Genomic DNA, 26181 nt, shown 5'->3' with positions numbered 1-26181 from the left:
CAACGCAGTGGGAGGCGTTGCTACTCGACATGCGCCGATTTGAACCAGTTCTTCATCGAGCACGCCGCGAACGGACTTGTGCTGCAATCGCCATTGACCAACGCCGTGCGCAACTTGTCGACGTCAGCCTGCATCATGTACCGAACCCCATCCCTAAAATGAGTGTTGTCACCAAAGCCACCCTGGGTCATTTCGCTCAGCGCATCTTCCTTGCTCCATCCCTGCACGATCACTCGGTACATGGCCGCGATAAGACCGGTACGGTCGGACCCATGTTTGCAGTGCATCAATACCGGGCCTTTTGCTTCGGCAGTTTGAATGGCACGCAGGGCCTTGAGTATGTCGGCGTCGTCTACATGGTTAGTGCGATACGGCAGTTGTACCAAGTCAATTCCAGGCGTGGACAACCAGATTGAGTCTGATTCAGGGAGAAAACTGATCACCGTTCCGACCTTGAGTTTTTCCAGTAACGGTACTGCTCTACGGTCAGGCAGTGCACTGCGATAAAGCGTCGGCGACATTTGAAACAGGTTGTATTGCACCCCGACCGGTTGAGCCCATTCCGCTGGACGGGGTAAAACAGCGTCATCGGCAAAGACTGTTGTCAGGTTTGAAAATGAGACCAGCAACAGGCACATCGCAGGGATCAAACGTCTAAAGGGCATGTTCGGGTGACCGTCAGGAAAGAAGCTTGGATATTGGGATCAAGTTTGCTTCCTGAACGGTCAAAGGCCTGTGAGCTATCTGTCAAAGAAACGTGAAGCGGTAGATCAAGGATTGACGATCGCCGCGTAGGCCTTGGCCAATGCCTGTAATTTGGCTTTGTCGTCTGCACCAATGACCCCGTTCCCGTCTACATCCTTGTCGACGGTTCCGATGTTGAAAGAGTTGCCAAGATCTTTAGAGATAGCCGTGAAATAAATCGAATCAACCAGAGTTTCGATTTGTTGTTCATTTACCGCATCCCAACTTATTTCTTTACGAGCAAGTTGCAACGAAACAACAGTGTCAGGCTCAGAATGGCTCGGCTGCATCAGTTGAAGAAAAATGCCGCGTTGATTAAAGAAAGACATAAATAAATCCTTTTATTTGTTTAGTGTAGTGGGTGTTACTTGGAGATCCGAATATACGAGTTAACTTTTAAAACAGCCATGATCTATATGTTTCTTCAATTTACTCGTTATAGCGTTAGTGTGATCTGGAGTGTCCTTCAACCAATTTCAGGCTGAACGGTACTGGTCGTTGCGCCCAACCTCGGATACTGTATGGATGAACAGCTAAAGAGACTCACCAATGGCCATTCCTCTACCACCCCGCGGCCGCGGCACCGCGACGAATCCGCACAATCGCTTCGCGCCAAACCATTCGGTGGCCGAGGACGATGGCTGGTATCAGGAAGTGCCAGCGACCCAAGGCACCGAGGTGCGTATCGAGACGGCGAAAACCATCATCACCCGCAATAACTCGCCGGACCTGCCTTTCGATCGCTCGATCAATCCCTATCGCGGTTGCGAGCACGGATGCATTTATTGCTATGCGCGACCCAGCCACGCCTATTGGGACATGTCGCCGGGGCTGGATTTCGAAACCAGGCTAATCGCCAAAACCAATGCCGTGGAGGTGCTGGAACAACAGCTGTCCAAACGCGGTTATCAATGCGCGCCGATCAACCTCGGCTCCAACACCGATCCGTATCAACCGATCGAGCGCGAGTACAAGATCACCCGGCAAACCCTCGAAGTGCTGCTGCGTTACCGGCATCCAGTGACCATCATCACCAAAGGCTCGTTGATCTTGCGCGACCTCGATCTGCTGACCGAACTCGCCCGAAAACGGTTGGTGGCGGTGATGATCAGCCTGACCACCCTGGACGACGAACTCAAGCGTACGCTCGAGCCGCGCGCCGCAGCGCCCAAGGCTCGGTTGCGGGCGATCAGAGTCATGCGCGAGGCCGGAATCCCGGTGGGGGTGTTGTGTTCACCGATGATTCCGATGATCAACGACAGCGAACTCGAAAGCCTGCTCACCGAAGCCCAGGCAGCCGGGGCGCAAAGCGCTGCCTACATGATGTTGCGCCTGCCGCTGGAGGTGGCGCCGCTGTTCGAAGAATGGTTGGCCGCCCACTACCCTCAAAGGGCGGCGCATGTATTGAGCCTGATTCGCCAGAGCCGTGGCGGCGAGTTGTACGACAGCCGCTTTGGCGCACGCATGCGCGGAGAAGGCCCTTTTGCCGATTTGCTGGCGCAGCGTTTTGCCAAGACCATCAAGCGCCTTGGGCTCAATCATCGAGAGGGATTCAACCTGGACTGCGAGGCCTTTTGTCCGCCGGGTCGCCAAATGTCACTGATTTGAGGACAATTGACCTATCGTTGAGTATTGAAGAACGCCCTCGAAGATTAGCCCAGTCACGTTTTTTGTGACCTGGAACACACGCTCTAGAGCGCTTTATTCAGTTTGAGTTAAGATTCGGCCGCTACCTTGTTCATCGAGTGACTGACGGGTCGAGGTCTTCGGCCTGGATGTTTTTTATACAGCCACTGGCTTCACACCGGACTTCACGGAACATTCCCTGACTCCGCCAAAGAGGATGAATCATGAGTGACAAGGATAAACAGCCGTTGGCTGCGTCGGCTTCCGCCCAACCCGAGGCGGAAACCGCCGATGCAGCGCTGCAGCATATCGTTGACGGCTTTTTGCATTTTCATCATGAGATTTTTCCGCAGCAGGAAGAACTCTTCAAAAAACTCGCCACGGCTCAACGGCCGCGCGCCATGTTCATCGCCTGCGCCGATTCGCGCATCGTTCCTGAACTGATCACCCAAAGCTCCCCCGGCGATCTGTTCGTCACCCGTAATGTCGGCAACGTCGTCCCTCCTTACGGACAGATGAACGGTGGTGTTTCCACGGCCATCGAATACGCTGTAATGGCCCTCGGCGTGCATCACATCATTATCTGCGGGCACTCCGACTGCGGCGCAATGCGCGCGGTGCTCAACCCCCAGAGCCTGGAAAAAATGCCCACGGTCAAAGCCTGGCTGCGGCATGCGGAAGTGGCGAAGACCATGGTCCAGGACAACTGCAACTGCGCAAATGAAAGCGAAAGCATGCACATCCTCACCGAAGAGAATGTCATCGCCCAATTGCAGCATTTACGCACTCACCCATCGGTGGCCTCGCGAATGGCTAACGGTCAGTTGTTTATCCACGGTTGGGTCTACAACATCGAAACCAGCGAAATCAAAGCCTACGACGCCGATCAGGGATGTTTCCTGCCGCTCAATGGCAGCCTGCCCCTTCCGGTGGCGACGCCCAAAGCGCGCTTCTAAAACCTCCTAAATCTGTGTGGAACAGTCGAGGCTGCCGATCAGGCAGCCCGGCTTCGCCATGCCTGAAGAAAACTTCGGGAGAATCACCATGCGTGCTGCGCAATTCAAAGCTGTTTTGCCACGGGAGCTGTTGGCTTCTGTGGTCGTTTTCCTGGTCGCCCTGCCGCTGTGCATGGGCATTGCGATCGCGTCTGGACTGCCTCCGGCCAAAGGCCTGATCACAGGGATTATCGGTGGTTTGGTGGTGGGCTGGCTGGCCGGTTCGCCGTTGCAAGTGAGCGGCCCCGCCGCCGGTCTGGCCGTGTTGGTGTTCGAACTGGTGCGCCAGCATGGCGTGGCCATGCTCGGGCCGATCTTGCTGCTCGCAGGTTTCCTGCAACTGGTGGCCGGCCGTTTGAAACTGGGCTGCTGGTTCCGCGTGACAGCGCCCGCCGTGGTGTACGGAATGCTTGCCGGGATCGGGGTATTGATCGTCCTGTCACAGGTCCATGTGATGCTCGATGCAGCGCCAAAACCGTCGGGGCTGGATAACCTCGCGACCTTCCCCGCCGCAGTAGCCCAGGCCTTTCCGTCCGTAGGCTGGCAGGCCGGGTTGCTCGGGTTATCGACCATCGCCGTGATGTGGCTGTGGGAAAAACTGCGCCCGCACTCCCTGCGCTTTATTCCAGGCGCCCTGCTCGGCGTCGGTCTTGCCACTGCCGCCAGCCTGATCCTGTCGTTGCAGGTCAAACGGGTGGAAGTGCCGGCCAATCTGGCGCAAGCCATTGATTGGCTGCAACCGGCAGACCTGCTCAATCTGGCAGACCCTGCCCTGCTCATCGCCGCCTTCGCCGTGGCGTTCATCGCCAGCGCCGAGACCCTGCTCTCGGCTGCCGCGGTAGACCGGATGCACAGCGGCCAGCGCTCGGACTTCGACCGCGAACTGTCGGCGCAAGGTGTCGGCAACATGCTCTGCGGCCTGCTCGGCGCACTGCCGATGACCGGCGTTATTGTCCGCAGCTCGGCCAACGTCCAGGCCGGCGCCACCACACGTTACTCGACGATATTCCATGGGTTATGGCTGCTGGCGTTCGTGTTGCTGCTGTCGAGCGTGCTGCAAAGCATCCCGGTGGCCAGCCTGGCCGGGGTTCTGGTGTACACCGGTTTCAAGCTGGTGGACCTCAAGGCCTTTCGCGGCCTCGGGCGCTATGGTCGGATGCCGATGTTCACCTATGCCGCTACCGCACTGGCCATCGTCTTCACTGATTTGCTGACCGGTGTGCTGATCGGTTTCGGTTTGACGCTGGTGAAACTGGCGCTGAAGGCTTCACGGTTGAAAATCAGCCTGATCGACCTGCCGCAGGACGGCGAGATGGAGTTGCGTCTGGCAGGCGCGGCGACGTTTCTTAAAGTACCCGCGCTGACCAAGGTGCTGGGGAGCATTCCCGCCGGCGCGACGGTGCATGTGCCGCTCAATAACCTGAGCTACATCGACCACTCGTGTCTGGAATTGCTGGAGGAATGGGGCCGGGCGAATGCGGCGAAGGGTTCGAAGCTGTTGATTGAGTCTCGAGGGTTGAAGCGCAGGCTTGAGGGACGAGTACGGACTAACACTGGCATAGGTGCAGCGGGCTGAATATCCCTTGTGGGAGCGAGCATGCTCGCTCCCACAAGGGCACCGTACCGCCTGAAATTCAGGCGACCGTCTGATCCAGCTCCAGTCCTACACCCAGCCGGCGGGACATGCATGGCCAGCGCTTCCACGCGGCGCCGGTCTCTGGGCTGCTCAGCTTCTCGCGATAGGCTTCCACCGACTCCAGCGCGAAACTCTCCTCGCTCAGCATTTCGTCGAAGGCGTGATGCACGACCTCATCGAGTTGGTTGGCAAATTCCTCACCGATCAATTGGTGGGCAATCAGATTGGCGACCGTCATGTCCAAGGGGATCAGTGGCTGGCCGAAGTGCTTGATATACAGGTCGTTGACCTCTTCGACAAAGCGATGCGCCAGATAAGCCTCGTCCAGCAGGCTGTCGAGGCCGACATGGCCGGCCATGATGGCTGGCGGCTGGAGGAAGTATTGTTCGGCGATTTTCAGCACCGGTTTGATCTGTGACTCGATACCCGCTTCCCTGGCGACTTCATTGGCTGCATCCAGCAGATCAGGAACTTCATCAATGTAAGCGGCGACAAAACGCGTCAGCACACCCTTGGCGTCGTTCTCCGGCAACTGGATCGCCGGGTGTAGGTGAGGCAGTTTGCTTTCCAGCTGACGAGTCAGCAGTCCGGTTTCGGCTTCATGTTGTTGGGCTGTTTGGATCTGCTCGCGCAATGCGGCGGTGTTCATGAAAACTCCAGGAAACAAAGGCAATGAAATAGGGAAGACATAACTTAGCTGGCTTACGATAAATGCTAAGACGCATTTGTCATAAATGTTTCATCCTTGAGACGCCCCCGTTATATCGGTTTGCCACCACTCGTCTGCATCCTTCTCCATTCGTGCTCCATTCGTGCCCTGCAACGCAAGTTAATGCTGTTTCAGTTGATTTACGCCTTCACATTGCGAGGTGAGAGTCGCTGTCTATACTCGCTGATGAATGGAGTTAGCTGATGACGCCCGACTGCATATGCAGCAAGGCCCGGTGCTCAAGTTCGTAGTCTGATGCAGCCGCTCCCTTGCCGCAGGTGAAAGCCGGCGGGATAACAAGAACGATAAGGGGAACCCGCAATGATGCGACATCCACATGTCTGGATGGGCCTCCTGTTGTGGTCGATTTTCAGCCAGGCGCAAGCCGCCTGGACTGTGAATATGGCGCCTGGAGCGACTGAAATCAGTCACGCTGTGTTTGACCTGCACATGACCATTTTCTGGATCTGTGTGGTGATCGGCATCATCGTCTTTGGTGCCATGTTCTGGTCGATGATCCTGCACCGCCGCTCGACCGGGCAGGTGGCGGCCAAGTTTCATGAAAGCACCACCGTCGAAATTCTCTGGACCATCGTACCCTTCATCATCCTGGTGGCCATGGCGGTTCCCGCGACGGCGACCCTGATCAAGATGTACGACGCCAGTGAGCCGGACATCGATATCCAGGTCACCGGCTATCAATGGAAATGGCATTACAAATACCTGGGCCAGGACGTCGAGTTCTTCAGCAACCTGGCCACCCCCGCCGACCAGATCCACAACAAGGAAGCCAAGGGCGAGCACTACTTGCTCGAGGTCGACAAGCCGTTGGTGCTGCCGATCGGCGCCAAAGTGCGCTTCCTCGTGACCTCCGCCGACGTGATCCACTCATGGTGGGTGCCGGCCTTCGCGGTCAAGCGCGATGCGATTCCGGGGTTCGTCAACGAAGCCTGGACCCGCGTTGAAAAGCCCGGCATCTACCGTGGCCAGTGCGCCGAGCTGTGCGGCAAGGACCACGGGTTCATGCCGATCGTGGTCGAGGTCAAGGAAAAGGCCGATTACGAGAAATGGCTGGGTGAGCGCAAGGCAGAAGCCGCGCAACTCAAGGAACTGACCAGCAAGGAATGGACCCTCGACGAGCTCAAGGAGCGTGGCGACAAGGTCTATCACACCGCTTGCGTGGCCTGTCACCAGGCCGAGGGTCAAGGTCTGCCGCCGATGTTCCCGGCACTCAAGGGCTCGAAAATTGCCACCGGACCGATCAAGGATCACCTGAGCATTGTCTTCCACGGCAAGCCCGGCACCGCCATGGCGGCGTTCGGCAAACAGCTCTCGGAAGTCGACATTGCGGCGGTCGTGACCTACGAACGTAACGCCTGGGGCAACAACAAGGGCGACATGGTCACTCCGAAAGAAGTGCTTGAGCTTAAACAGGCGGAAAGCAAATGACCCGGTCCATTGCTCACCTCAGGAACCGGTCGGGGCACTACGCCCCGGCCTGCCCAGCCCATCCGGTTAAAGGAGACAGGCCATGAGCGCCGTAATCGATGACCACGGTCATGCCGACCACGCCCACGGCCCTGCCAAAGGCCTGATGCGTTGGGTGCTGACCACCAACCACAAGGACATCGGCACGCTGTACCTGTGGTTCGCGTTTTCCATGTTCCTGCTCGGCGGCTCGTTCGCGATGGTGATTCGCGCCGAGCTGTTCCAGCCGGGCCTGCAAATCGTCCAGCCGGAATTTTTCAACCAGATGACCACCATGCACGGCCTGGTGATGGTCTTCGGTGCGGTGATGCCGGCGTTCGTCGGCCTCGCCAACTGGATGATTCCGCTGATGGTCGGCGCGCCGGACATGGCCCTGCCACGGATGAACAACTTCAGCTTCTGGCTGCTGCCAGCGGCGTTCATCATGCTGGTTTCGACCCTGTTCACTCCGGGGGGCGGGCCGAACTTTGGCTGGACGTTCTACGCGCCGCTGTCGACAACCTACGCGCCGGAAAGCGTGACGTTCTTCATCTTCGCCATCCACTTGATGGGGATCAGTTCGATCATGGGCGCGATCAACGTGATCGCCACCATCCTCAACCTGCGCGCCCCCGGCATGACGCTGATGAAAATGCCGCTGTTCGTCTGGACCTGGCTGATCACCGCGTTCCTGCTGATCGCGGTGATGCCGGTGCTGGCCGGGTGCGTGACGATGATGCTGATGGACATCCACTTCGGCACCAGCTTCTTCAGTGCCGCCGGCGGCGGTGACCCGGTGTTGTTCCAGCACGTGTTCTGGTTCTTCGGTCACCCCGAGGTGTACATCATGATTCTGCCGGCCTTCGGTGCCGTCAGCTCGATCATCCCGACCTTTTCGCGCAAGCCGCTGTTCGGCTACACCTCGATGGTCTACGCCACGGCCAGTATTGCGTTCCTGTCGTTCATCGTCTGGGCGCACCACATGTTCGTGGTCGGTATTCCGCTGGTGGGCGAGCTGTTCTTCATGTACGCCACGCTGCTGATCGCGGTGCCGACGGGCGTCAAGGTGTTCAACTGGGCCAGCACCATGTGGCAGGGCTCGCTGACCTTCGAGACACCGATGCTGTTTGCGGTGGCGTTCGTGATCCTGTTCTCCATCGGCGGGTTCTCCGGGCTGATGCTGGCCATCGCCCCGGCGGATTTCCAGTACCAGGACACGTACTTCGTGGTCGCGCACTTCCACTATGTACTGGTGCCGGGCGCGATCTTCGGGATCTTCGCTTCGGCGTACTACTGGATGCCGAAGTGGACAGGTCACATGTACGACGAAACCCTCGGCAAGCTGCACTTCTGGCTGTCGTTCATCGGCATGAACATGGCGTTCTTCCCGATGCACTTTGTGGGCCTGGCCGGCATGCCACGGCGGATTCCGGACTACAACCTGCAATTCGCCGACTTCAACATGGTGTCGTCGATCGGTGCCTTCATGTTCGGCGCCACGCAGATTTTCTTCCTGTTTATCGTGATCAAGACCATTCGCGGCGGCCCGCCGGCACCGGCCAAACCTTGGGATGGGGCTGAAGGGCTGGAGTGGAGCATTCCGTCACCGGCGCCGTATCACACCTTCACCACGCCGCCGGAAGTGAAATGAACAATTTCTGCCTTGTGGATATTCCTGTGGGAGCTGGCTTGCCAGCGATGGGATCACCGCGGTGTGTCAGACATGCAGCCATCGCTGGCAAGCCAGCTCCCACAGGGTTCTCGGTGGAGGGCATAGTTCATGGCTGATTCGATTTCGATGAAGAAGCTGGTCACTCGGCTATTGCTGGTGGTGGTCGCGATGTTTGTCTTCGGCTTTGCCCTGGTGCCGATCTACGACGTGATGTGCAAGGCGTTCGGCATCAATGGCAAGACTGCCGGTCAGTACGAGGGCGAACAAACGGTCGATGCCTCGCGGCAGGTGCGCGTGCAATTCCTGTCGACCAATTCCGCCGACATGTCCTGGGATTTCTATCCCAAGCACGATGAACTGACGGCCAACCCCGGGGCGGTGAACGAGATGATCTTCATCGCGCACAACCCCACCGACAAGCCGATGAGCGCCCAGGCCGTACCGAGCATCGCGCCGAGCGCGGCAGCAGCGTATTTCCACAAGACCGAATGTTTCTGCTTTACCCAGCAAGTGCTGCAACCCGGGCAGCGGATCGAGATGCCTGTACGTTTTATCGTTGACCGCGACATGCCCAAGGAAGTGAAGCACCTGACGCTGTCCTACACGCTGTTCGATATCACCGCCCGACATCCACCGGTCGCAGTAAACACTGGCGGTTGAGCGTGCCCGATAAGGAGAACAATAAATGGCAACTCATGAGCATTATTACGTTCCGGCCCAGAGCAAATGGCCGATCATCGCCACGGTCGGGATGTTCGTCACGGTGTTCGGCCTGGCTACCTGGTTCAACGATCTGAAAGCGGCGCGGCCCGAATCCCATGGCCCGCTGATCTTTTTCGTCGGTGGCCTGCTGCTGGCCTACATGCTGTTCGGCTGGTTCGGCACGGTGATCAAGGAAAGTCGCGGCGGCTTGTACAGCGCGCAGATGGACCGCTCGTTTCGCTGGGGCATGAGCTGGTTCATTTTTTCGGAGGTGATGTTCTTCATCGCCTTCTTCGGCGCGCTGTTTTATGTGCGCCACGTCTCCGGGCCGGCCTTGGGCGGCGAAGGTACCAAAGGCCTCGCGCACATGCTGTGGCCGGGCTTCGAGTTCACCTGGCCATTGCTGAACAATCCGGACTCCAAACTGTTTCCGCCACCCAAGGACGTCATCAGCCCATGGGGCTTGCCGCTGCTCAACACCGTGCTGCTGGTGAGTTCCAGCGTCACCGTGACCATCGCCCACCACGCCTTGAAAAAAGGTCATCGCGGCGCGCTGAAACTGTGGCTGGCCATCACCGTGTTGCTGGGCTGCGCGTTCCTCGGCTTCCAGGCTGAAGAATACATCCACGCCTACCAGGAACTGGGCCTGACCCTGGGCTCGGGCATCTACGGCGCCACGTTCTTCATGCTCACCGGGTTCCACGGCGCCCACGTGACCATCGGCACCATCATCCTGTTTGTGATGCTGATGCGGGTCATGCGCGGGCACTTCGACAACGAGCATCAGTTCGGCTTCGAGGCGGCGAGTTGGTACTGGCACTTCGTGGACGTGGTGTGGATCGGACTGTTCGTTTTCGTCTACGTCCTTTAGGCCCTACCAAGGGGCGTGGGAAACCAGCTGGCCGCTGAAGAAACCCCAGGCGATCAAGCCGACGGTGATGGCGGCCAGTGCGACACGAACACTCAAGGCAATGACGAGGCGGTTCGAGCTGCTGTCGTCCTTGACCAGAAAAAACAGGCCGCTGAACAGGCTGACAACCGTGGCAATCAGCATCAGGACGATGGCTGTTTTGAGCATGGTGAGACTCCGGGGGACTAGCGATGCACTTGAGTATAGCTATCGCACCGACCGACTTTCTGGCCACGCCATGAAGCGCTTCCGGCCGGGCATCGTGCCGACATTGGTGGTAGCCCTGCTGCTGCCGGTGCTGGTGTCGCTCGGGTTCTGGCAATTGGGCCGGGGCGCGGAAAAAAGTGCGCTGCTGCAAACCTACAGCGAGCGCAGGGTTGCCGAACCAATGGCCAGCACCGAACTGCAACACAGCGCAGACCCGGCCTTTCGCCGCGTTCGCCTTCACGGCCAGTTCGACGCCAGCCACAGCCTGTTGCTGGATAACCGCCAGCGTGACGGCAAGGTCGGCGTCGAGCTGCTGCAACCGTTCCAGGATCAGGCGACCGGACTTTGGCTGCTGATCAATCGTGGCTGGCTGCCGTGGCCCGACCGGCGTACAGCACCGCAATTCACGACACCCCACCAGGCGTTGAGTCTGGATGCCTGGGTCTATGTTCCGCCCGGTGCGACCTTCCAGTTGCAGGCCGATCCCGACACCACGACCTGGCCACAACTGGTCACGGCGGTTGTCCCGAGCAAGCTTTGGACCGCCCTCGACCGTGAAGGCTTCGCCTACGAATTACGTGCAGAAACCGGACCGGCGACTTACCAGGCCGATTGGCCGGTGGTTGCCATGGGGCCGGAAAAACACATCGCTTATGCCGTGCAGTGGTTCGCCATGTCGATCGCCCTGTTCGGCCTTTATCTCTACCTCGGCTGGCACAACGCAAAGGAGAAACACCATGGGAGCGGCCATGAATCCACCCAGCATGTCTGAGGCAAAACCGGCGGTGAACCGGCGCAAGGGACGGGTGCAGTTGTTGTTGATTCTGCTCGGCGTGATCGGGCCGATGATCCTCGCCACCGGCATGTACAAACTGCAGTTCTGGGTGCCGGAAGGTCGCAGCTATCACGGCGAATTGATCGGCAACGGCCAGACCCGCGCCGACCTCGGCGTGCAGGCTGAGGAAGAGCGCTGGCAGTTGCTGGTGACCGCGCCGAAGGACTGCGCGGTGGACTGTCAGCAACTGGTGTATCTGGCGCGGCAGATCCAGATCGGCCTGGGCCGAGAAGCCGGGCGCGCCAGCCATGCGATCGCCGCGGCACAACCGTTGAGCAGCGATTACGAGGCCAAGCTGACCCGCGAATACCCGCAACTGCAACGTTATCCGCTGGACCTCGCCGCGTTCACCAGGACCACCGGTGACCAGGCCGTGCCACAACTGTGGATCATCGATCCCCACGGCAACCTGGTGCTGCGCTACGACCCGTCGGTCAAAGGCAAGGATCTGCTCAATGATCTGCGTCACCTGCTGAAACTGTCGAACATCGGATAAGGGCATCGTCATGGCCAAACCTGGATTTCGCCTCGCGCTGTTTGCCACCTTGCTGGCACTGATTGTGGTGTTGCTCGGTGCCTACACCCGCCTGACCCACGCCGGCCTCGGCTGCCCGGACTGGCCGGGCTGCTACGGCTTTATCAGCGTGCCGAAAAGCGAAGCCCAACTGGCCCATGCCGAATTGCATTTCCCGGACACGCCGGTGGAGGCCCACAAGGGCTGGAACGAGATGATCCATCGCTACTTCGCCGGCACGCTGGGGCTGTTGATTGTGGCCATGGCCGCTCGCGCGTGGACCCATCGCCGGCATCCAGGACAACCGGTGAAGCTGCCGTTGTTCCTGCTGGCGGTGGTGTTTGCGCAAGCGGCGTTCGGGATGTGGACGGTGACGCTCAAGCTCTGGCCGCAAGTGGTGACCGGCCACTTACTCGGCGGCTTTGCCACGTTGAGCCTGTTGTTCCTGTTGACCTTGCGCCTGTCCGGCGTGCTCCCTGCATTGACGGTGCCACGGCGTTTGCAGCACTGGGCGACGGCGGGACTGCTGCTGGTAATCGGGCAAATCGCCCTGGGTGGCTGGGTCAGCTCCAACTATGCCGCTGTGGCCTGCATCGACTTTCCGACCTGCCACGGCCAATGGCTGCCCCCTGCCGATTTCGCCAATGGATTCCACCTGACCCAGCACATCGGCCCGAACTACCTCGGTGGACAACTGGACAGCGATGCGCGCACGGCGATTCATCTCACGCACCGCATCGGCGCGTTGCTGGTGACGCTGGTGCTGCTCGGTCTGGCCTGGCAACTGAAAGTGGTCGGCATGACGCGGTTGGCGGGCCTTGTATTGGTCGCCCTTGCGGCGCAAATCACCTTGGGCATCAGCAACGTGCTGTTCCATCTGCCGCTGCCGGTGGCCGTCGCACACAACGCCGGGGGCGCGGCGCTCTTGCTGACGATGGTGTTGGTCAATTATCACGCTCGAACCAGTCTGGTCCGAGTCAAGCAACCTTCGCGCTGGCGCTTCCGTCCGCGTAAACATTCAGCCGGGCCCATCACAATAAAAGGAGAGATGCCATGGCGATTCTGATCGGCGAACGCCCCAGCCAGGCGATCTGGCGTGACTACCTGGAACTGACCAAACCGAAAGTGGTGGTGTTGATGCTCATCACCTCGCTGGTGGGGATGTTCCTCGCCACTCGCGCCGGGGTGCCATGGACCGTGCTGGTGTTCGGCAATCTGGGGATCGCCCTGTGCGCAGGCGCAGCGGCAGCGGTCAACCATGTGGTGGACCGAAGGATCGATGCCGTCATGGCCCGCACCCACAAACGACCCCTGGCTGAAGGCCGGGTATCACCGGGCGCCGCGCTGACCTTTGCCCTGGTTCTGGCGCTGCTGGGGCAAGCCTTGTTGCTGGCCTTCACCAATCCGCTGACCGCATGGCTGACCCTCGCCTCTCTGCTCGGCTATGCCGTGGTCTACACCGGCTTCCTCAAACGCGCGACGCCACAGAACATCGTTATCGGTGGTCTCGCCGGTGCCGCACCGCCCCTGCTTGGCTGGACCGCTGCCACCGGTCACGTCAGCGCCGAACCGTTGCTGCTGGTGCTGATCATTTTCGCCTGGACCCCACCGCACTTCTGGGCGCTGGCCATCCACCGCAAAGAGGAATACGCCAAGGCTGACATTCCGATGTTGCCGGTAACCCACGGCGAGCATTACACCAAGGTGCACATCCTGCTTTACACCGGCGCGTTGCTGGCCGTGAGCCTGATGCCGTACGTGATTCACATGAGCGGCCTGCTGTACCTGACGTGCGCGATTGGCCTGGGCGCGAGGTTCCTGCAATGGGCCGTGGTGTTGTACCGTGGCACTCGGCCGCACGCGGCGATCAACACGTTCAAGTACTCTATCTACTACTTGTTCCTGCTGTTCATCGCGCTGCTCGTAGACCACTACTTATTGTTGAACCTATGACTCGAACCCAGAAAACCGTCTTCATCCTTGTCGCCCTGATCGCGCTGGTCCTGGGCCTGACCATCAATAAAGTGCTCTCCGGCAAAGGCCAGGGCGACCCAACGGCGCTGATCGACGCAGGCATCATTCTGCTGCCGCAGAGCCGCACCCTGCCGGGCGTGACGATGACCGATCAGGACGGCAAACCGGTTGAGATCAATGAACTCAAGGGCAAGTGGTCGCTGCTGTTCTTCGGCTACACCTTCTGCCCGGACATCTGCCCGACCACCCTTGCCCAGTTGCGTCAGATCAAAAGCGAACTACCGCCCGAAGCGGTGGACAAGTTGCAGATCGTGCTGGTCAGCGTCGACCCGAACCGCGATACGCCGAAACAGCTCAAGCAGTATCTGGGTTACTTCGATCCACAGTTCATCGGCCTGACGCCGACCTCGGTGGAAGAACTGCAAAAAGTCGCCAACGCGGTGAGCATCCCCTTCATCCCGGCGGATACCAGCAAGCCGAACTACACCGTCGACCACAGCGGCAACCTGGCAGTGATCGGGCCGGACGGGACACAGCGCGGGTTTATCCGCGCACCGTTGAACAACGCGAAGCTGGTGGCGCAGTTGCCGGTGATGCTGAACCGCAAGTAACAGCCCCACCAAACCCTGTAGGACACAGTGTTTTCAGGCATAAAAAATGGGCATCCGATTTAATCGATATGCCCATTTTTTATTGCAGTCCTCCCTGTTCGGGAAGGAGATCACCGCAATTACGGATTGACGCTGTCTTTCAACGATTTGCCTGGCTTGAAGGCGACGGTGTTGCTGGCCTTGATTTTGACGGGTTCACCGGTTTGCGGGTTTTTGCCGGTGCGGGCGCCGCGGTGGCGTTGCAGGAAGGTGCCGAAGCCTACCAGCGTGACGCTGTCTTTGCGGTGCAGGGCGCCGGTGATTTCTTCGAGAACGGCGTTGAGAACGCGGTTGGCCTGCTCTTTGGTGAGGTCTGCTTTTTCAGCAATTGCTGCAGCGAGTTCTGGTTTACGCATATTAGTGAAGCCCCTTTGACGGTTTTTTGTTGTTATGTCCGTGCTGCTCTCTGTGGAGCAGCGCCCAAAGCGCCGCAGGTGCTCTACTCTGCGGCAGACGGGAGTGAGGATGGCACGCACAGAGGAGCCGCGCCAGTGTCGACGCGGCCAATGTCAGGGCAAAAGGGGGGTGATTGCGACAGAACGACCGGTATTTACGCCAGCAGCGCCGGAAGCTCTTTGTTCAGGGCCAGTTTCTCCATCACGGCCGCGCCTGTCAGGGCATAACCGAGCAGTTTGCCGTTGGCATCGCGGCATAAAACCTTGATGTCGGCCCCCTGCCCTTCAACCGTCCAGCTGCCTTCCGTACCCCGTGGCGGCGGGGACACCACGACCGGACACACCGGGGTTTTCACGGTGATGGGCATCGGGCCATAGGCGACCGCTGTCGGCTTGCCGGCGAGGGTCTGGGCCAGCGCTCTCGCACAGCTCATCAGGGGCATCACGTACAACAGATTCAGCCCATCGACTTCGGCGCAGTCGCCCAGCGCGTAGATATTGGCATGAGAGGTTTTCAGGTGCCGGTCGACCATCACGCCACGATTGACCTGCAACCCGGCAGCGGCCGCCAGATCGATGCGTGGACGCAGGCCGATGGCCGACAGCACCACGTCGCACGGTATGACCTGGCCATCGGACAGGTGCGCTTCCAGGCCATTGGCAACCCGCTGCAAGCGAGTCAGCACCGGACCGAGGTGGAAACGGGCACCGAGGCTTTCCAGCCCGGCCTGAACCGCTGCGGCCGCTGCGGGGTGCAGCAGGGTCGGCATCACTTGTTCGCACGGTGCAACCAGTTGCACCTCGTAGCCGCCCACGCTCAAGTCGTTGGCGAACTCGCAGCCAATCAGGCCGGCACCGAGCAGCAACACCCGACGCTTGCCCGCCGCCGCGGCGCGAAAGCGTGCGTAGTCTTCCAGGTCATTGATCGGGAATACGCAGTCCGCCGCGTCGCCTTCGATAGGCACGCGCACGGTTTCGGCGCCCCAGGCCAGGATCAGGTCGCGGTAATACACCGCTTCTTCACCGATCCACAGGCGTTTATGGCCAGGATCAATGCCGCTGATGCGCGTGTGGGTGCGCACTTCGGCTTTCAACTGGTCGGCCATGGCCCCCGGTTCGGCCATGCTCAGGCCGTCGGCGTCCTTGTTTTTGCCGAAACCGGTGGAGAGCATCGGTTTGGAGTAAGAGCGCCCGTCATCGGCAGTCAGCAGCAACAGCGGGGTTTCGCCATCGAGCTTGCGAAACTCCCGGGCCAGGTTGTAGCCAGCCAGGCCGGTGCCGACGATCACGACAGGTGCGTTCATTCCTTACTCCTCTAAATGTCTCAGTTGATTTCGATCATTTCGAAATCCATCTTGCCGACGCCACAATCCGGGCACAGCCAGTCTTCCGGCACGTCCTGCCACAGGGTGCCCGGCGCAATGCCGTCATCCGGCCAGCCGTCGGCTTCGTTGTAGATCAGGCCGCAGACCACACATTGCCACTTTTTCATTCAGGTACTTCCTCAGTTTCAGGCTTTTACTGGCGCGAACAGTCGATGGATAAAGCGCTGTTGTCGGGCTCAGGGCGTTTTGTACTGATGGGACCGGCCAGATGCAAGCTTGTTCAGCGCAACGGGCGGCCAGATCACTCAAAGTTATTAGCTGACATGGTAAGCTCGCCGCCTCATTTGCTGCCAATAATGACTCACTGTGCCGCACTCAAAATCCCTGTTCTGGGCGCCCAGAAGCCAACTCGCTCCCCTCCCCGACGCGTCAACCCTCGACTGGTTGTTCGATGAAGGCTCGCTGACCAGACGCCTGATTCATCTGACGAACGATGCGTTCAGCGTCTCGCCGTTGTTCGAAGGCTGGCAACCCCTGCGCGCGGATGAATGCATCGCGCTGGACCTGGCCGAAGGCAGTGAAGGTTGGGTGCGCGAAGTGTATTTGCGCGGTCATGGCCAAGCGTTGGTGTTTGCCCGCAGTGTGGCCTCGCGCAGCGCATTGCAGGGCGACGGCTTGCACATGGATGAACTGGGCAGCCGCTCCCTGGGCGAATTGCTGTTTTGCGACCGCGCATTCCAGCGCCAGGCCATCGAAGTTTGCCACTACCCTCAAGAATGGTTGCCGAGCGAAGTGCGGGCGCCTGAACTATGGGGCCGCCGTTCGCGCTTTGATCGTGGCGCGCTGAGCATCCTGGTGGCTGAAATTTTCCTTCCGACCCTGTGGAACGCCGCCGGCGTCCAACCGGAGAGCCGTTGATGTACCAGAGCCTGCTCAAGTCCCTGAACCGCTTGAACCCACGGGCCTGGGATTTCATTCAATTGACCCGCATGGACAAGCCGATCGGCATCTACCTGCTGCTGTGGCCGACGCTGTGGGCGCTGTGGATTGCCGGCAAAGGCTCGCCGTCGCTGGCCAACATCGTGATTTTCGTCCTCGGCGTGGTGCTGACCCGGGCCGGCGGCTGTGTGATCAACGACTGGGCCGACCGCAAGGTCGATGGTCACGTCAAACGCACGGCGCAACGTCCGTTGACCAGCGGCAAGATCAGCTCGAAAGAGGCGCTGGTGTTTTTTGCACTGCTGATGGGCGTGAGTTTTCTGCTGGTACTGTGCACCAATGCCCCGACGATCTGGTTGTCATTCGGTGGGCTCGCGCTGGCCTTCACCTACCCGTTCATGAAGCGCTACACCTATTACCCGCAAGTGGTGCTGGGCGCGGCGTTTTCCTGGGGCATGCCGATGGCGTTCACCGCCGAGACCGGCGAACTGCCGGCTGCGGCGTGGCTGCTGTGGATCGCCAACCTGTTGTGGACGGTGGGTTACGACACGTATTACGCGATGACTGATCGCGATGACGACTTGAAGATCGGCGTGAAGTCCACGGCCATCCTGTTTGGCGAAGCGGACCGGGTGATCATCCTGACCCTGCAAGGCCTGGCACTGGGCTGTTTGCTGCTGGCGGGGTCAAAATTCGAACTCGGTGGCTGGTTCCATCTGGGGCTGGCGGTGGCGGCGGGCTGCTTCGCCTGGGAATTCTGGTACACCCGGGGCAAGGACCGCATGCGTTGCTTCGAGGCATTTTTGCACAATCACTGGGCTGGATTGGCGATTTTTGTCGGGATCGTGGCGGATTACGGGCTGCGATGACCAAAATCTGCCCCGTTAACCGGGGCAGATGTGCAATCGGGAATTACTTCTGCGATTCGCGAACAACGTGCCAGACGTCCTTCATTTTGTCGCCAGTCATGTCTCCAGGCGCCTTGTCCTTCACGAATGTATACAGCGGCTTGCCGTCGTAGGCGTATTGACTCGTGCCGTCATCACGCTTGATGACGCTCCACTTGCCGTCAGCCGTGGCACCCGCCGGCGCCATCATCGGTGGCCAGTTCTTCGCGCAGTCGTCGTTGCACATCGACTTGCCGCCCGAGTCCTTGTCGAACGTGTACAGGGTCATGCCTTTGTGGTCGACCATCATGCCGTCTTTCATCATCGCCGGATCGGCGGCAAAGGCCAGCGTCGGCAGCGTTAGCGCAGCCGTGACCAGCAATGCCTTCCAGGATTGAGCAAGGTGATTCATGGAAACCTTCCTTTTGCGGTTGTCAGGATTCGGACTTAGAGCTTAGTCCAGGATCATGGCAATCGCCGGTCGACTAAAATACTGTCACACGACTGCAATAATTCCGTTATCTAATGCGGCGCAAGACAGTTAAATGACAAGAGGATTAAGGCATGGTTGGCAGGAGCATTCTGATCGTCGACGACGAAGCGCCCATTCGCGAAATGATCGCCGTTGCTTTGGAAATGGCCGGCTATGAGTGCCTGGAGGCTGAGAACTCCCAGCAGGCGCATGCCATTATCGTTGATCGCAAGCCAGACCTGATTCTGCTCGACTGGATGCTGCCCGGCACGTCCGGCATCGAGTTGGCCCGCCGCCTCAAGCGCGATGAACTGACCGGGGATATCCCGATCATCATGCTCACCGCCAAGGGCGAAGAGGACAACAAGATCCAGGGCCTGGAAGTCGGTGCCGATGACTACATCACCAAACCGTTTTCCCCTCGTGAGCTGGTCGCCCGCCTCAAGGCCGTCCTGCGTCGCGCCGGTCCTACCGATGGCGAAGCGCCGATTGAAGTCGGCGGCCTGCTGCTCGACCCGATCGGCCACCGCGTGACCATCGACGGCAAACCGGCAGAAATGGGCCCGACCGAGTACCGCCTGCTGCAATTCTTCATGACCCACCAGGAACGCGCCTACACCCGTGGCCAGTTGCTCGATCAGGTCTGGGGCGGCAACGTCTATGTCGAGGAACGCACGGTCGACGTACACATCCGTCGCCTGCGCAAAGCCCTCGGCGATGCCTATGAAAATCTGGTACAAACCGTGCGCGGCACCGGTTACCGCTTTTCTACCAAAGCTTGACGGCAGCTACGAGCTACGAGCTGCAGGCTTCAAGCGGCAAGCTAAAAGCTGCTTCTCTGACAAGGACGCGCGTCACGTGAATCAAAACTGGCATGGCACCCTGATTCGCCACATGCTGCTGCTGGTCACCGCCTGCCTGGTGATCGGCTTGATCACCGGCTACTACGGCTGGAGCCTCGCCGCAGGCCTGGGTATTTACCTGGCCTGGACCCTAAGGCAATTGCTGCGCCTGCACGAATGGCTGCGCCTGCACCAACCCGATGAAGCCCCCCCCGATGGCTATGGCCTGTGGGGCGAGGTGTTCGACAGCATCTACCACCTGCAGCGCCGTGATCAACGGGTGCGCGGGCGCCTGCAAGCGGTCATCGACCGGGTTCAAGAGTCCACCGCCGCGTTGAAAGACGCCGTGATCATGCTCGACACCGACGGCAACCTTGAATGGTGGAACCGCGCTGCCGAAACCCTGCTGGGCCTCAAGACCCCGCAGGACAGCGGCCAGCCGGTGACCAACCTGGTGCGCCATCCGCGCTTCAAGGAATACTTCGAGCAGGACAACTACGCCGAGCCCCTGGAAATCCCCTCGCCGACCAATGACCGCGTGCGCATTCAGCTGTACATCACCCGTTATGGCAACAACGAACACCTGATGCTGGTGCGCGACGTGACGCGCATTCATCAGCTGGAACAGATGCGCAAAGACTTCATCGCCAACGTGTCCCACGAGTTGCGTACGCCGCTGACAGTGATCTGCGGCTATCTGGAAACCCTGCTCGACAATGTCGAAGAGGTGAACCCGCGCTGGACCCGTGCCTTGCAGCAGATGCAGCAGCAAGGCGGGCGCATGCAGACGCTGCTCAACGACCTGCTGTTGCTGGCCAAACTGGAAGCCACCGACTACCCGTCGGATAACCAGCCCGTGGCCATCGACGGTTTGCTGCAGTCGATCAAGAGCGATGCGCAGCAACTGTCCGGGCAGAAGAACCAGCGCATCACCCTCGAAGCCGACCCGAGCATCCAGCTCAAGGGCAGTGAGGCGGAATTGCGCAGCGCGTTTTCCAACCTGGTCTTCAACGCCGTGAAGTACACCCCGGCCGAAGGCAATATCCGCATTCGCTGGTGGGGCGACGAGCAAGGCGCGCACCTGAGCGTGCAGGATTCCGGGATTGGCATCGACAGCAAACACCTGCCGCGCCTGACGGAACGCTTCTATCGCGTCGACTCCAGCCGCAATTCCAACACCGGTGGCACCGGCCTTGGCCTGGCCATCGTCAAACACGTGCTGTTGCGCCACCGCGCGCGCATGGAAATCAGCAGCGTACCGGGCCATGGCAGCACCTTTACCTGCCATTTCGCGCCTGCCCAGGTCAGCAAATCCCGAGTCATCAGCACCGCCGACTGATACCGGCCGGCACGCGCCACTAGGCAATCGAACAGTCAGCCGCTACATTGGCTGACTTGTGCCTGGCCTTCAGGCGCGCATTTTTCTTTCCTTTCGAATACACGGAAACCGCAAAACTCCATCATGGACCCTTCCCCTGGCTTGACCCTCGCTACAATTTTCGCCGACTTCGGCATGATTCTTTTTGCTCTGATCCTGGTTTTGCTCAACGGCTTTTTCGTTGCGGCGGAATTTGCCATGGTCAAATTGCGCTCGACCCGCGTCGAGGCCATCGCTGAGCAACACGGCTGGCGCGGCCACATCCTGCGCACCGTGCACAGCCAGCTCGATGCTTACCTGTCGGCGTGCCAGCTGGGTATCACCCTGGCCTCGCTGGGCCTGGGCTGGGTCGGTGAGCCGGCGTTCGCACACATTCTTGAGCCGTTGCTGAGCGCCGTGGGCGTCGAGTCGGCCGAGATCGTCAAAGGTGTGTCGTTCTTCACCGCGTTCTTCATCATTTCGTACCTGCACATCGTGGTAGGCGAACTGGCCCCGAAATCCTGGGCTATCCGCAAACCCGAGCTGCTGTCGCTGTGGACGGCTGTGCCGCTGTACCTGTTCTACTGGGCCATGTACCCGGCGATCTACCTGCTCAACGCCAGCGCCAACACCATCCTGCGCATCGCAGGGCAAGGTGAACCCGGCCCGCATCACGAGCACCATTACAGCCGCGAAGAACTGAAGCTGATCCTGCACTCCAGCCGTGGTCAGGACCCGAGTGACCAAGGCATGCGCGTCTTGGCCTCGGCGGTAGAGATGGGCGAACTGGAAGTGGTCGACTGGGCCAACTCCCGCGAAGACCTGGTGACCCTGGAGTTCAACGCACCGCTCAAGGAAATCCTGGCGATGTTCCGTCGGCACAAGTTCAGCCGTTATCCGGTGTACGACAGCGAGCGCCAGGAGTTCGTCGGCCTGCTGCACATCAAGGATTTGCTGCTGGAGCTGGCGGCGCTGGACCACATTCCCGAGTCGTTCAACCTGGCCGAACTGACCCGCCCGCTGGAACGCGTCTCCCGGCACATGCCGCTGTCACAATTGCTGGAGCAGTTCCGCAAGGGCGGCTCGCACTTCGCCGTGGTCGAAGAGGCCGACGGCAACATCATCGGCTACCTGACCATGGAAGACGTGCTGGAAGTGCTGGTGGGCGACATTCAGGACGAACACCGCAAGGCCGAGCGCGGGATCCTCGCGTATCAACCGGGCAAGCTGCTGGTGCGTGGTGATACACCACTGTTCAAGGTCGAACGCCTGCTCGGGATCGATCTGGACCACGTTGAAGCCGAAACCCTTGCCGGGCTGGTCTACGAAAGCCTGAAACGGGTGCCGGAAGAGGAAGAAGTGCTGGAAGTCGAGGGTCTGCGGATCATCATCAAAAAGATGAAAGGTCCGAAGATCGTGCTGGCCAAGGTGTTGATGCTCGATTGAGCGCTGGTCGCAAGCCCGCTTTATTGCTTGCCCAACGCAAAGTTGGGCAGCATCCCCACCGGCTGATTGAACCGATACGGAATCGACACCAGCCCCATGCCGGTATTGCGCTGCACCACGAAGTGCAAATGCGGCCCGGTGCTGTTGCCGGTGTTGCCCGACAGTGCCAATGCACTGCCTACCGCCACCTTTTGCCCCTCTCGCACCCTGACCGAACCTTGCTTGAGGTGCAGGTACACGCCCATGGTCCCGTCATCGTGCAGCACCCGCACGAAATTGCCGGAGGCATCGGTGCCGCGCCCGCTCTGGCGGTTCTCGGTTTTCACCACCACCCCGCCCCGCGCGGCAATGATCGGCGTGCCCTCTGGCATGGCGATGTCGATGGCATAACGGCTCTTGGGGCCGAAGTGGCTGTAGGGGCCGTTGGCGCCCTGACTGATCCGGAACGGACCACCCCGCCATGGCAAGGGATACCGATAGCCCACCATGGGACCTGAGGGGTCGCCCAGGAAGTAATTGAACTTCGGAACGTAGGCGACTGGCTTTCCAGCCTTGGTCGCCGTGAGCTGCGCCATGCGAACACTGGTGCGCTGCGGTATCACCCGCCGAATGGGTTTGCCCGGTACACCGCTGGCGTTCTTCACCCCGGCAAAACTCAATTCGACTTCGACCGGCGCATACAGGTCATTGCGCACGTATACGCTGTCCACGCCATTCTTCTTCATGATGATCAGGCGCACCTGACGCTCAAGGTGTTCGACCATGCCGTCACGAAAAATAAACGGCTTGGAGTTTTTGCTGGTGGGGAAGTCGCTGTAGGAGACCACGCCATTGGCATCGGTGGATTTGTAGATCGTCGTGGCCATCGCCGAAGCGGCGGCCACGCACAGACCACAAAAAAGCAGTATTCGCGTCAACATGAGGATGAATTCTGTCGAGTAAGACCTGCAATTGAGCCTAGCAGCCGGAATTGACCAGCGTAGTCGACAGTTGTTTCAGAATGGGCATTGCGGGGGATCAACGGTGATCGTACTGGCGCCATCGTGAGCAGACGCGCTCCCACAGAGTTGATGTTGCCTGTGGGAGCGATTGTCTGGCATCGAACGAGTCAGGCCAATTGAAGCGTCTGGGTCGATGGGAAGCAGATGTCGACTTCAAGCTTTGCAGCGGCTGACAAATTCACCAATGCATCCAGAGAAAACTTGTCGATCTTGCCGTTAAGCATGTCGTTGAGCCGTGGCTGGGATATATCAAGACGCTTGGCCGCCTCTTTCTGCGGAAGCTCCCAGGCTCGTATGGTGGTGCAAAGTGTGCGCATCAGTTTGGCACGTAGACGCATATTAGCCGCTTCCTGCGGAGTCTCTTCCAACGCATCCCAAACACTCGAAAAACGCTGGGACGGGTTTTGATGATCCTTCATGGCATTAACCTATTTCCTGATATCTGGCGCGTGCCAGTTCGATGTCTCGCGTTTCGGTTTTTCGAGTGGTCTTTTGAAGGGCGTGCAACACGTAGATTGCCTCCGGTCGGTTAACCACATAGAACACGCGAAACGCCCCCGACTCCTCGGTGATTCGGATTTCGTTGACCCCACGCCCTACTGTTTTCATAGGTCGCCAGTCAAAAGGCTCATCACCGTGTTGCAAAAGATCCAGCTGGAATCCCACAGCCCGGCGCGCATCAACCGGAAACGCTTTCAGATCCTTGAGCGCACTCCCGACAAACACCACATCCTTGTGTCTTCCCATCGACTTCTCCTGTTGGTGGAAGGAAAAGCGTAATAGGCAAAATCGATGTGTGACGTTCTGGACTGTTGCAAGGAGTGGCCGAGCGCAAACCCTTACTCAGCAATCTATATCAAAACCAATATAAATCAAATCACGGCTTGCCCATTCGGCGAGATGGAATAAGTAAAGAACGCGTTGCGAGCAGCCTCGCTTCCACGTGGAAATGCATTCCAGTGCAGGAGCGAGCCTGCTCGCGATGGCGGACTTTCAGGCGACGCGGTCTTAAGCGCCAGGTATGAAGTGCTTCTGCGCCGTGCCACGGGCAATCAGGCGGGAGATGTAGTCGAGCTTCTGCGCGTCCTGGTCGACGAAGCGGAAGGTCAGTTGCAGCCATTCGCTGTCTGGCTTTTGTTCGTGGGCGACGATGGCGTGCAGATAGCCATTGAGGCGCGCCGTTTCGGCGTTGTCGCCCTGCTCCAGGTCGAGTACGGCGCTGTCGAGGACTTGCGGCAGGGTGTCGATGCGCTTTACCACCAGCAGCGCTTCCTTGAGGCTCAGGGCCTTGATCACACATTGCTGGATGCCGTTCGGCAAACGCAATTGACCCTGACCACGGCCTCCGCCGACGGAGGCAGCAGCAGCCACCGGTGCCTTGACCGGCGGGCTGTTGAGCAATCCCCGGGAGGGTGCTGCAGCAGGGGCCGCGGCAGCCGGTGCAACCACGGCGGGTTTGCCGCCGGTCAATGCGCTCAGGGAGTCGTTAGCGAACGCCGGGCTGGTTTTAGTCGCGGCGACGCTGATCAAGGCGTCGAGCTTGCCGACCTTGTGCAGCGCCTGCTTGACCTTGGTGATCAGCTGCTCGTTGGTGAAGGGTTTGCTGACATATCCGGACACGCCGGCCTGAATCGCCTGGACGACGTTCTCTTTGTCGCCGCGACTGGTCACCATCACGAACGGCATGCTTTTGAGGCTGTCTTGCTCGCGGCACCAGGTCAGCAGTTCCAGACCGGACATTTCCGGCATCTCCCAGTCGCACAGGACCAGATCGAACGCTTCCTTCGCCAGCATGGCCTGAGCCTTCCTGCCGTTGACCGCGTCTTCGATCCGCATGCCCGGGAAATAGTTACGCAGGCATTTCTTCACCAGGTCACGAATGAACGAGGCATCGTCCACGACCAAAACACTGACCTTACTCATCCATAACCCCTTTAAAAAATCCCGGCAAGCATACCGCTTTGCTGATGGCACATTGCCAAAAACCTTCAGTCACGCCGGCTCTTTTCGTTCGCGGGTGCTGCTTTTCGAATTCGTGGGCCGCAAACAAAAACGCCCGGCCAAAAGGCCGGGCGCTTTGCTTGGGCAACCTTACTTATCGTCAGCTTTGCCCGGAACATTAGCGGTTTCGCCGCTTGTTCCTTCAACTTCTTCTTTCATGCGCTTGAGGCCCAGGTGACGCACATCGGTGCCGCGCACCAGGTAGATCACCAGTTCCGAGATATTGCGCGCGTGGTCGCCGATGCGCTCCAGCGAACGCAGCACCCAGATAATGCTCAAGACCCGCGAGATAGAGCGTGGGTCTTCCATCATGTAGGTCGCCAGTTCGCGCAGGGCGGTCTTGTATTCGCGGTCGATGATCTTGTCGTACTGCGCCACCGACAAGGCCAGGTCGGCGTCGAAACGGGCAAATGCGTCCAACGCATCGCGCACCATGTTGCGCACCTGGTCACCGATGTGGCGAACCTCGACATAACCGCGCGGCGCTTCGCCTTCTTCGCACAGCTGGATGGCGCGGCGGGCGATTTTGGTCGCTTCGTCACCGATGCGCTCCAGGTCGATCACCGACTTGGAGATGCTGATGATCAGACGCAGGTCCGATGCCGCTGGCTGACGGCGAGCCAGAATGCGCAGGCATTCTTCGTCGATGTTGCGTTCCATCTGGTTGATCTGGTCGTCGATCTCGCGCACCTGCTGGGCCAGGCCGGAGTCGGCCTCGATCAGCGCGGTCACTGCGTCGTTGACCTGCTTTTCAACCAGTCCGCCCATGGCCAGGAGGTGGCTGCGCACTTCCTCGAGCTCGGCGTTGAACTGCGCGGAAATGTGGTGGGTAAGGCCTTCTTTACTAATCATGTTGGCGTCCTTGGAGCGTCCGG

30 protein-coding genes are annotated in these 26181 nt (G+C 59.5%); 17 read left to right on the top strand and 13 right to left on the bottom strand.

What is annotated here, in order from left to right; translation table 11 throughout:
* Positions 1–20 precede the first annotated feature (20 nt).
* Positions 21–665, bottom strand: a complete 645-nt coding sequence (locus BVK86_RS14635) for a tyrosine-protein phosphatase (RefSeq protein ID WP_075947097.1) — start codon at positions 663–665, stop codon at positions 21–23.
* Positions 666–770: 105 nt separating this feature from the next.
* Positions 771–1073 carry a hypothetical protein gene (locus BVK86_RS14630; RefSeq protein WP_075947096.1) on the bottom strand — a complete coding sequence of 101 codons (303 nt, stop codon included), beginning with the start codon at positions 1071–1073 and terminating at the stop codon, positions 771–773.
* 220 nt (positions 1074–1293) lie between these two features.
* Here BVK86_RS14630 and BVK86_RS14625 point away from each other — a divergent pair, with 220 nt between their 5' ends.
* The 3 genes from BVK86_RS14625 (at position 1294) to BVK86_RS14615 (ending at position 4941) form a co-directional block, all read left to right on the top strand.
* Positions 1294–2352 (top strand): PA0069 family radical SAM protein, encoded by a 1059-nt coding sequence (locus BVK86_RS14625; protein WP_075947095.1) that lies wholly within the window; start codon positions 1294–1296, stop codon positions 2350–2352.
* A 242-nt stretch (positions 2353–2594) separates the two neighbouring features.
* Positions 2595–3326 carry a carbonic anhydrase gene (locus BVK86_RS14620; protein ID WP_075947094.1) on the top strand — a complete coding sequence of 244 codons (732 nt, stop codon included), beginning with the start codon at positions 2595–2597 and terminating at the stop codon, positions 3324–3326.
* A gap of 88 nt (positions 3327–3414) precedes the next feature.
* Positions 3415–4941, top strand: a complete 1527-nt coding sequence (locus tag BVK86_RS14615) for a SulP family inorganic anion transporter (RefSeq protein ID WP_075947093.1) — start codon at positions 3415–3417, stop codon at positions 4939–4941.
* Between the two features lie 58 nt (positions 4942–4999).
* Here BVK86_RS14615 and BVK86_RS14610 read toward each other — a convergent pair whose 3' ends face one another.
* Entirely contained in the window at positions 5000–5650 is a 651-nt protein-coding gene (locus BVK86_RS14610; RefSeq protein WP_075947092.1) for a hypothetical protein, read from the bottom strand.
* A gap of 381 nt (positions 5651–6031) precedes the next feature.
* Between BVK86_RS14610 and coxB the strand changes: the two genes are divergently transcribed.
* The 4 genes from coxB to BVK86_RS14590 all read left to right on the top strand — a co-directional run bounded on the left by coxB (position 6032) and on the right by BVK86_RS14590 (position 10422).
* A complete protein-coding gene (gene coxB / locus BVK86_RS14605) occupies positions 6032–7159 on the top strand; it encodes a cytochrome c oxidase subunit II (RefSeq protein ID WP_075947091.1) in 1128 nt (375 codons plus the stop codon).
* 82 nt (positions 7160–7241) lie between these two features.
* Positions 7242–8828 carry a cytochrome c oxidase subunit I gene (gene ctaD, locus BVK86_RS14600; protein WP_075947090.1) on the top strand — a complete coding sequence of 529 codons (1587 nt, stop codon included), beginning with the start codon at positions 7242–7244 and terminating at the stop codon, positions 8826–8828.
* Between the two features lie 129 nt (positions 8829–8957).
* The gene (locus BVK86_RS14595; protein ID WP_075947089.1) at positions 8958–9509 is read left to right on the top strand and encodes a cytochrome c oxidase assembly protein; all 552 of its coding nucleotides are present in this window, start codon (positions 8958–8960) and stop codon (positions 9507–9509) included.
* 25 nt (positions 9510–9534) lie between these two features.
* Positions 9535–10422: a cytochrome c oxidase subunit 3 gene (locus BVK86_RS14590; protein ID WP_075947088.1), complete on the top strand. Its 888-nt coding sequence runs from the start codon at positions 9535–9537 to the stop codon at positions 10420–10422.
* A 3-nt stretch (positions 10423–10425) separates the two neighbouring features.
* Here BVK86_RS14590 and BVK86_RS14585 read toward each other — a convergent pair whose 3' ends face one another.
* Positions 10426–10629 (bottom strand): twin transmembrane helix small protein, encoded by a 204-nt coding sequence (locus BVK86_RS14585; RefSeq protein ID WP_075947087.1) that lies wholly within the window; start codon positions 10627–10629, stop codon positions 10426–10428.
* Between the two features lie 70 nt (positions 10630–10699).
* Here BVK86_RS14585 and BVK86_RS14580 point away from each other — a divergent pair, with 70 nt between their 5' ends.
* From BVK86_RS14580 to BVK86_RS14560, 5 genes are read left to right on the top strand one after another with little or no spacing between them, the layout of a single operon-like run.
* On the top strand, positions 10700–11440 hold the full coding sequence (locus tag BVK86_RS14580) for an SURF1 family protein (RefSeq protein ID WP_075947086.1): 741 nt from the start codon (positions 10700–10702) through the stop codon (positions 11438–11440).
* Positions 11406–11999 (top strand): hypothetical protein, encoded by a 594-nt coding sequence (locus tag BVK86_RS14575; RefSeq protein ID WP_075947085.1) that lies wholly within the window; start codon positions 11406–11408, stop codon positions 11997–11999. The genes BVK86_RS14580 and BVK86_RS14575 overlap by 35 nt, the downstream gene beginning before the upstream one ends.
* Positions 12000–12009: 10 nt before the next feature.
* Positions 12010–13083 carry a COX15/CtaA family protein gene (locus BVK86_RS14570; RefSeq protein ID WP_075947084.1) on the top strand — a complete coding sequence of 358 codons (1074 nt, stop codon included), beginning with the start codon at positions 12010–12012 and terminating at the stop codon, positions 13081–13083.
* The gene (gene cyoE / locus BVK86_RS14565) at positions 13071–13970 is read left to right on the top strand and encodes a heme o synthase (protein ID WP_075947083.1); all 900 of its coding nucleotides are present in this window, start codon (positions 13071–13073) and stop codon (positions 13968–13970) included. The genes BVK86_RS14570 and cyoE overlap by 13 nt, the downstream gene beginning before the upstream one ends.
* Positions 13967–14602 (top strand): SCO family protein, encoded by a 636-nt coding sequence (locus BVK86_RS14560; protein ID WP_075947082.1) that lies wholly within the window; start codon positions 13967–13969, stop codon positions 14600–14602. The genes cyoE and BVK86_RS14560 overlap by 4 nt, the downstream gene beginning before the upstream one ends.
* Before the next feature lie 119 nt (positions 14603–14721).
* On the opposite strand, the gene BVK86_RS14555 is transcribed toward BVK86_RS14560, so the two are convergent.
* The 3 genes from BVK86_RS14555 to BVK86_RS14545 all read right to left on the bottom strand — a co-directional run bounded on the left by BVK86_RS14555 (position 14722) and on the right by BVK86_RS14545 (position 16528).
* A complete protein-coding gene (locus tag BVK86_RS14555; protein WP_003213368.1) occupies positions 14722–14997 on the bottom strand; it encodes an HU family DNA-binding protein in 276 nt (91 codons plus the stop codon).
* A 194-nt stretch (positions 14998–15191) separates the two neighbouring features.
* Positions 15192–16340 carry an NAD(P)/FAD-dependent oxidoreductase gene (locus tag BVK86_RS14550; protein ID WP_075947081.1) on the bottom strand — a complete coding sequence of 383 codons (1149 nt, stop codon included), beginning with the start codon at positions 16338–16340 and terminating at the stop codon, positions 15192–15194.
* A 20-nt stretch (positions 16341–16360) separates the two neighbouring features.
* Entirely contained in the window at positions 16361–16528 is a 168-nt protein-coding gene (locus BVK86_RS14545; RefSeq protein ID WP_007954349.1) for a rubredoxin, read from the bottom strand.
* A 199-nt stretch (positions 16529–16727) separates the two neighbouring features.
* On the opposite strand from BVK86_RS14545, the gene BVK86_RS14540 reads away from it, so the two are divergent.
* Positions 16728–17279, top strand: a complete 552-nt coding sequence (locus BVK86_RS14540) for a chorismate--pyruvate lyase family protein (protein WP_075947080.1) — start codon at positions 16728–16730, stop codon at positions 17277–17279.
* Positions 17279–18169: a 4-hydroxybenzoate octaprenyltransferase gene (gene ubiA, locus BVK86_RS14535; RefSeq protein WP_075947079.1), complete on the top strand. Its 891-nt coding sequence runs from the start codon at positions 17279–17281 to the stop codon at positions 18167–18169. Before BVK86_RS14540 ends, ubiA begins: the two co-directional genes overlap by 1 nt.
* Positions 18170–18212: 43 nt before the next feature.
* Here the strand turns inward: ubiA and BVK86_RS14530 are convergent, their stop codons facing one another.
* Positions 18213–18599, bottom strand: a complete 387-nt coding sequence (locus BVK86_RS14530) for a COG4315 family predicted lipoprotein (protein WP_075947078.1) — start codon at positions 18597–18599, stop codon at positions 18213–18215.
* Positions 18600–18751: 152 nt separating this feature from the next.
* Here BVK86_RS14530 and phoB point away from each other — a divergent pair, with 152 nt between their 5' ends.
* From phoB to BVK86_RS14515, 3 genes are all read left to right on the top strand, one after another.
* Positions 18752–19441, top strand: coding sequence for a phosphate regulon transcriptional regulator PhoB (phoB, locus tag BVK86_RS14525; protein ID WP_075947077.1), 690 nt, complete (start codon positions 18752–18754; stop codon positions 19439–19441).
* A 112-nt stretch (positions 19442–19553) separates the two neighbouring features.
* Positions 19554–20840, top strand: coding sequence for a phosphate regulon sensor histidine kinase PhoR (phoR, locus tag BVK86_RS14520; RefSeq protein ID WP_244160019.1), 1287 nt, complete (start codon positions 19554–19556; stop codon positions 20838–20840).
* Positions 20841–20963: 123 nt separating this feature from the next.
* Entirely contained in the window at positions 20964–22304 is a 1341-nt protein-coding gene (locus tag BVK86_RS14515) for a hemolysin family protein (protein ID WP_075947075.1), read from the top strand.
* A 20-nt stretch (positions 22305–22324) separates the two neighbouring features.
* On the opposite strand, the gene BVK86_RS14510 is transcribed toward BVK86_RS14515, so the two are convergent.
* The 5 genes from BVK86_RS14510 to phoU form a co-directional block, all read right to left on the bottom strand.
* Complete coding sequence (locus BVK86_RS14510; protein WP_075947074.1) at positions 22325–23224, bottom strand: peptidoglycan DD-metalloendopeptidase family protein; 900 nt, start codon at positions 23222–23224, stop codon at positions 22325–22327.
* Between the two features lie 188 nt (positions 23225–23412).
* The gene (locus BVK86_RS14505) at positions 23413–23724 is read right to left on the bottom strand and encodes a helix-turn-helix domain-containing protein (protein WP_075947073.1); all 312 of its coding nucleotides are present in this window, start codon (positions 23722–23724) and stop codon (positions 23413–23415) included.
* A gap of 4 nt (positions 23725–23728) precedes the next feature.
* Positions 23729–24052: a type II toxin-antitoxin system RelE/ParE family toxin gene (locus BVK86_RS14500; RefSeq protein WP_075947072.1), complete on the bottom strand. Its 324-nt coding sequence runs from the start codon at positions 24050–24052 to the stop codon at positions 23729–23731.
* A gap of 261 nt (positions 24053–24313) precedes the next feature.
* Positions 24314–25228, bottom strand: coding sequence for a response regulator (locus BVK86_RS14495; RefSeq protein ID WP_075947071.1), 915 nt, complete (start codon positions 25226–25228; stop codon positions 24314–24316).
* Positions 25229–25396: 168 nt separating this feature from the next.
* A complete protein-coding gene (gene phoU / locus BVK86_RS14490) occupies positions 25397–26158 on the bottom strand; it encodes a phosphate signaling complex protein PhoU (protein WP_008150055.1) in 762 nt (253 codons plus the stop codon).
* Between the last annotated feature and the right edge of the window lie 23 nt (positions 26159–26181).

The organism is Pseudomonas reinekei, assembly GCF_001945365.1.
In the GTDB taxonomy this organism is placed as follows: Bacteria; Pseudomonadota; Gammaproteobacteria; order Pseudomonadales; family Pseudomonadaceae; genus Aquipseudomonas; species Aquipseudomonas reinekei.
The sequence above is the reverse complement of the archived record's forward strand: the minus strand, read 5'-3'. Positions and strand labels throughout refer to the sequence as shown.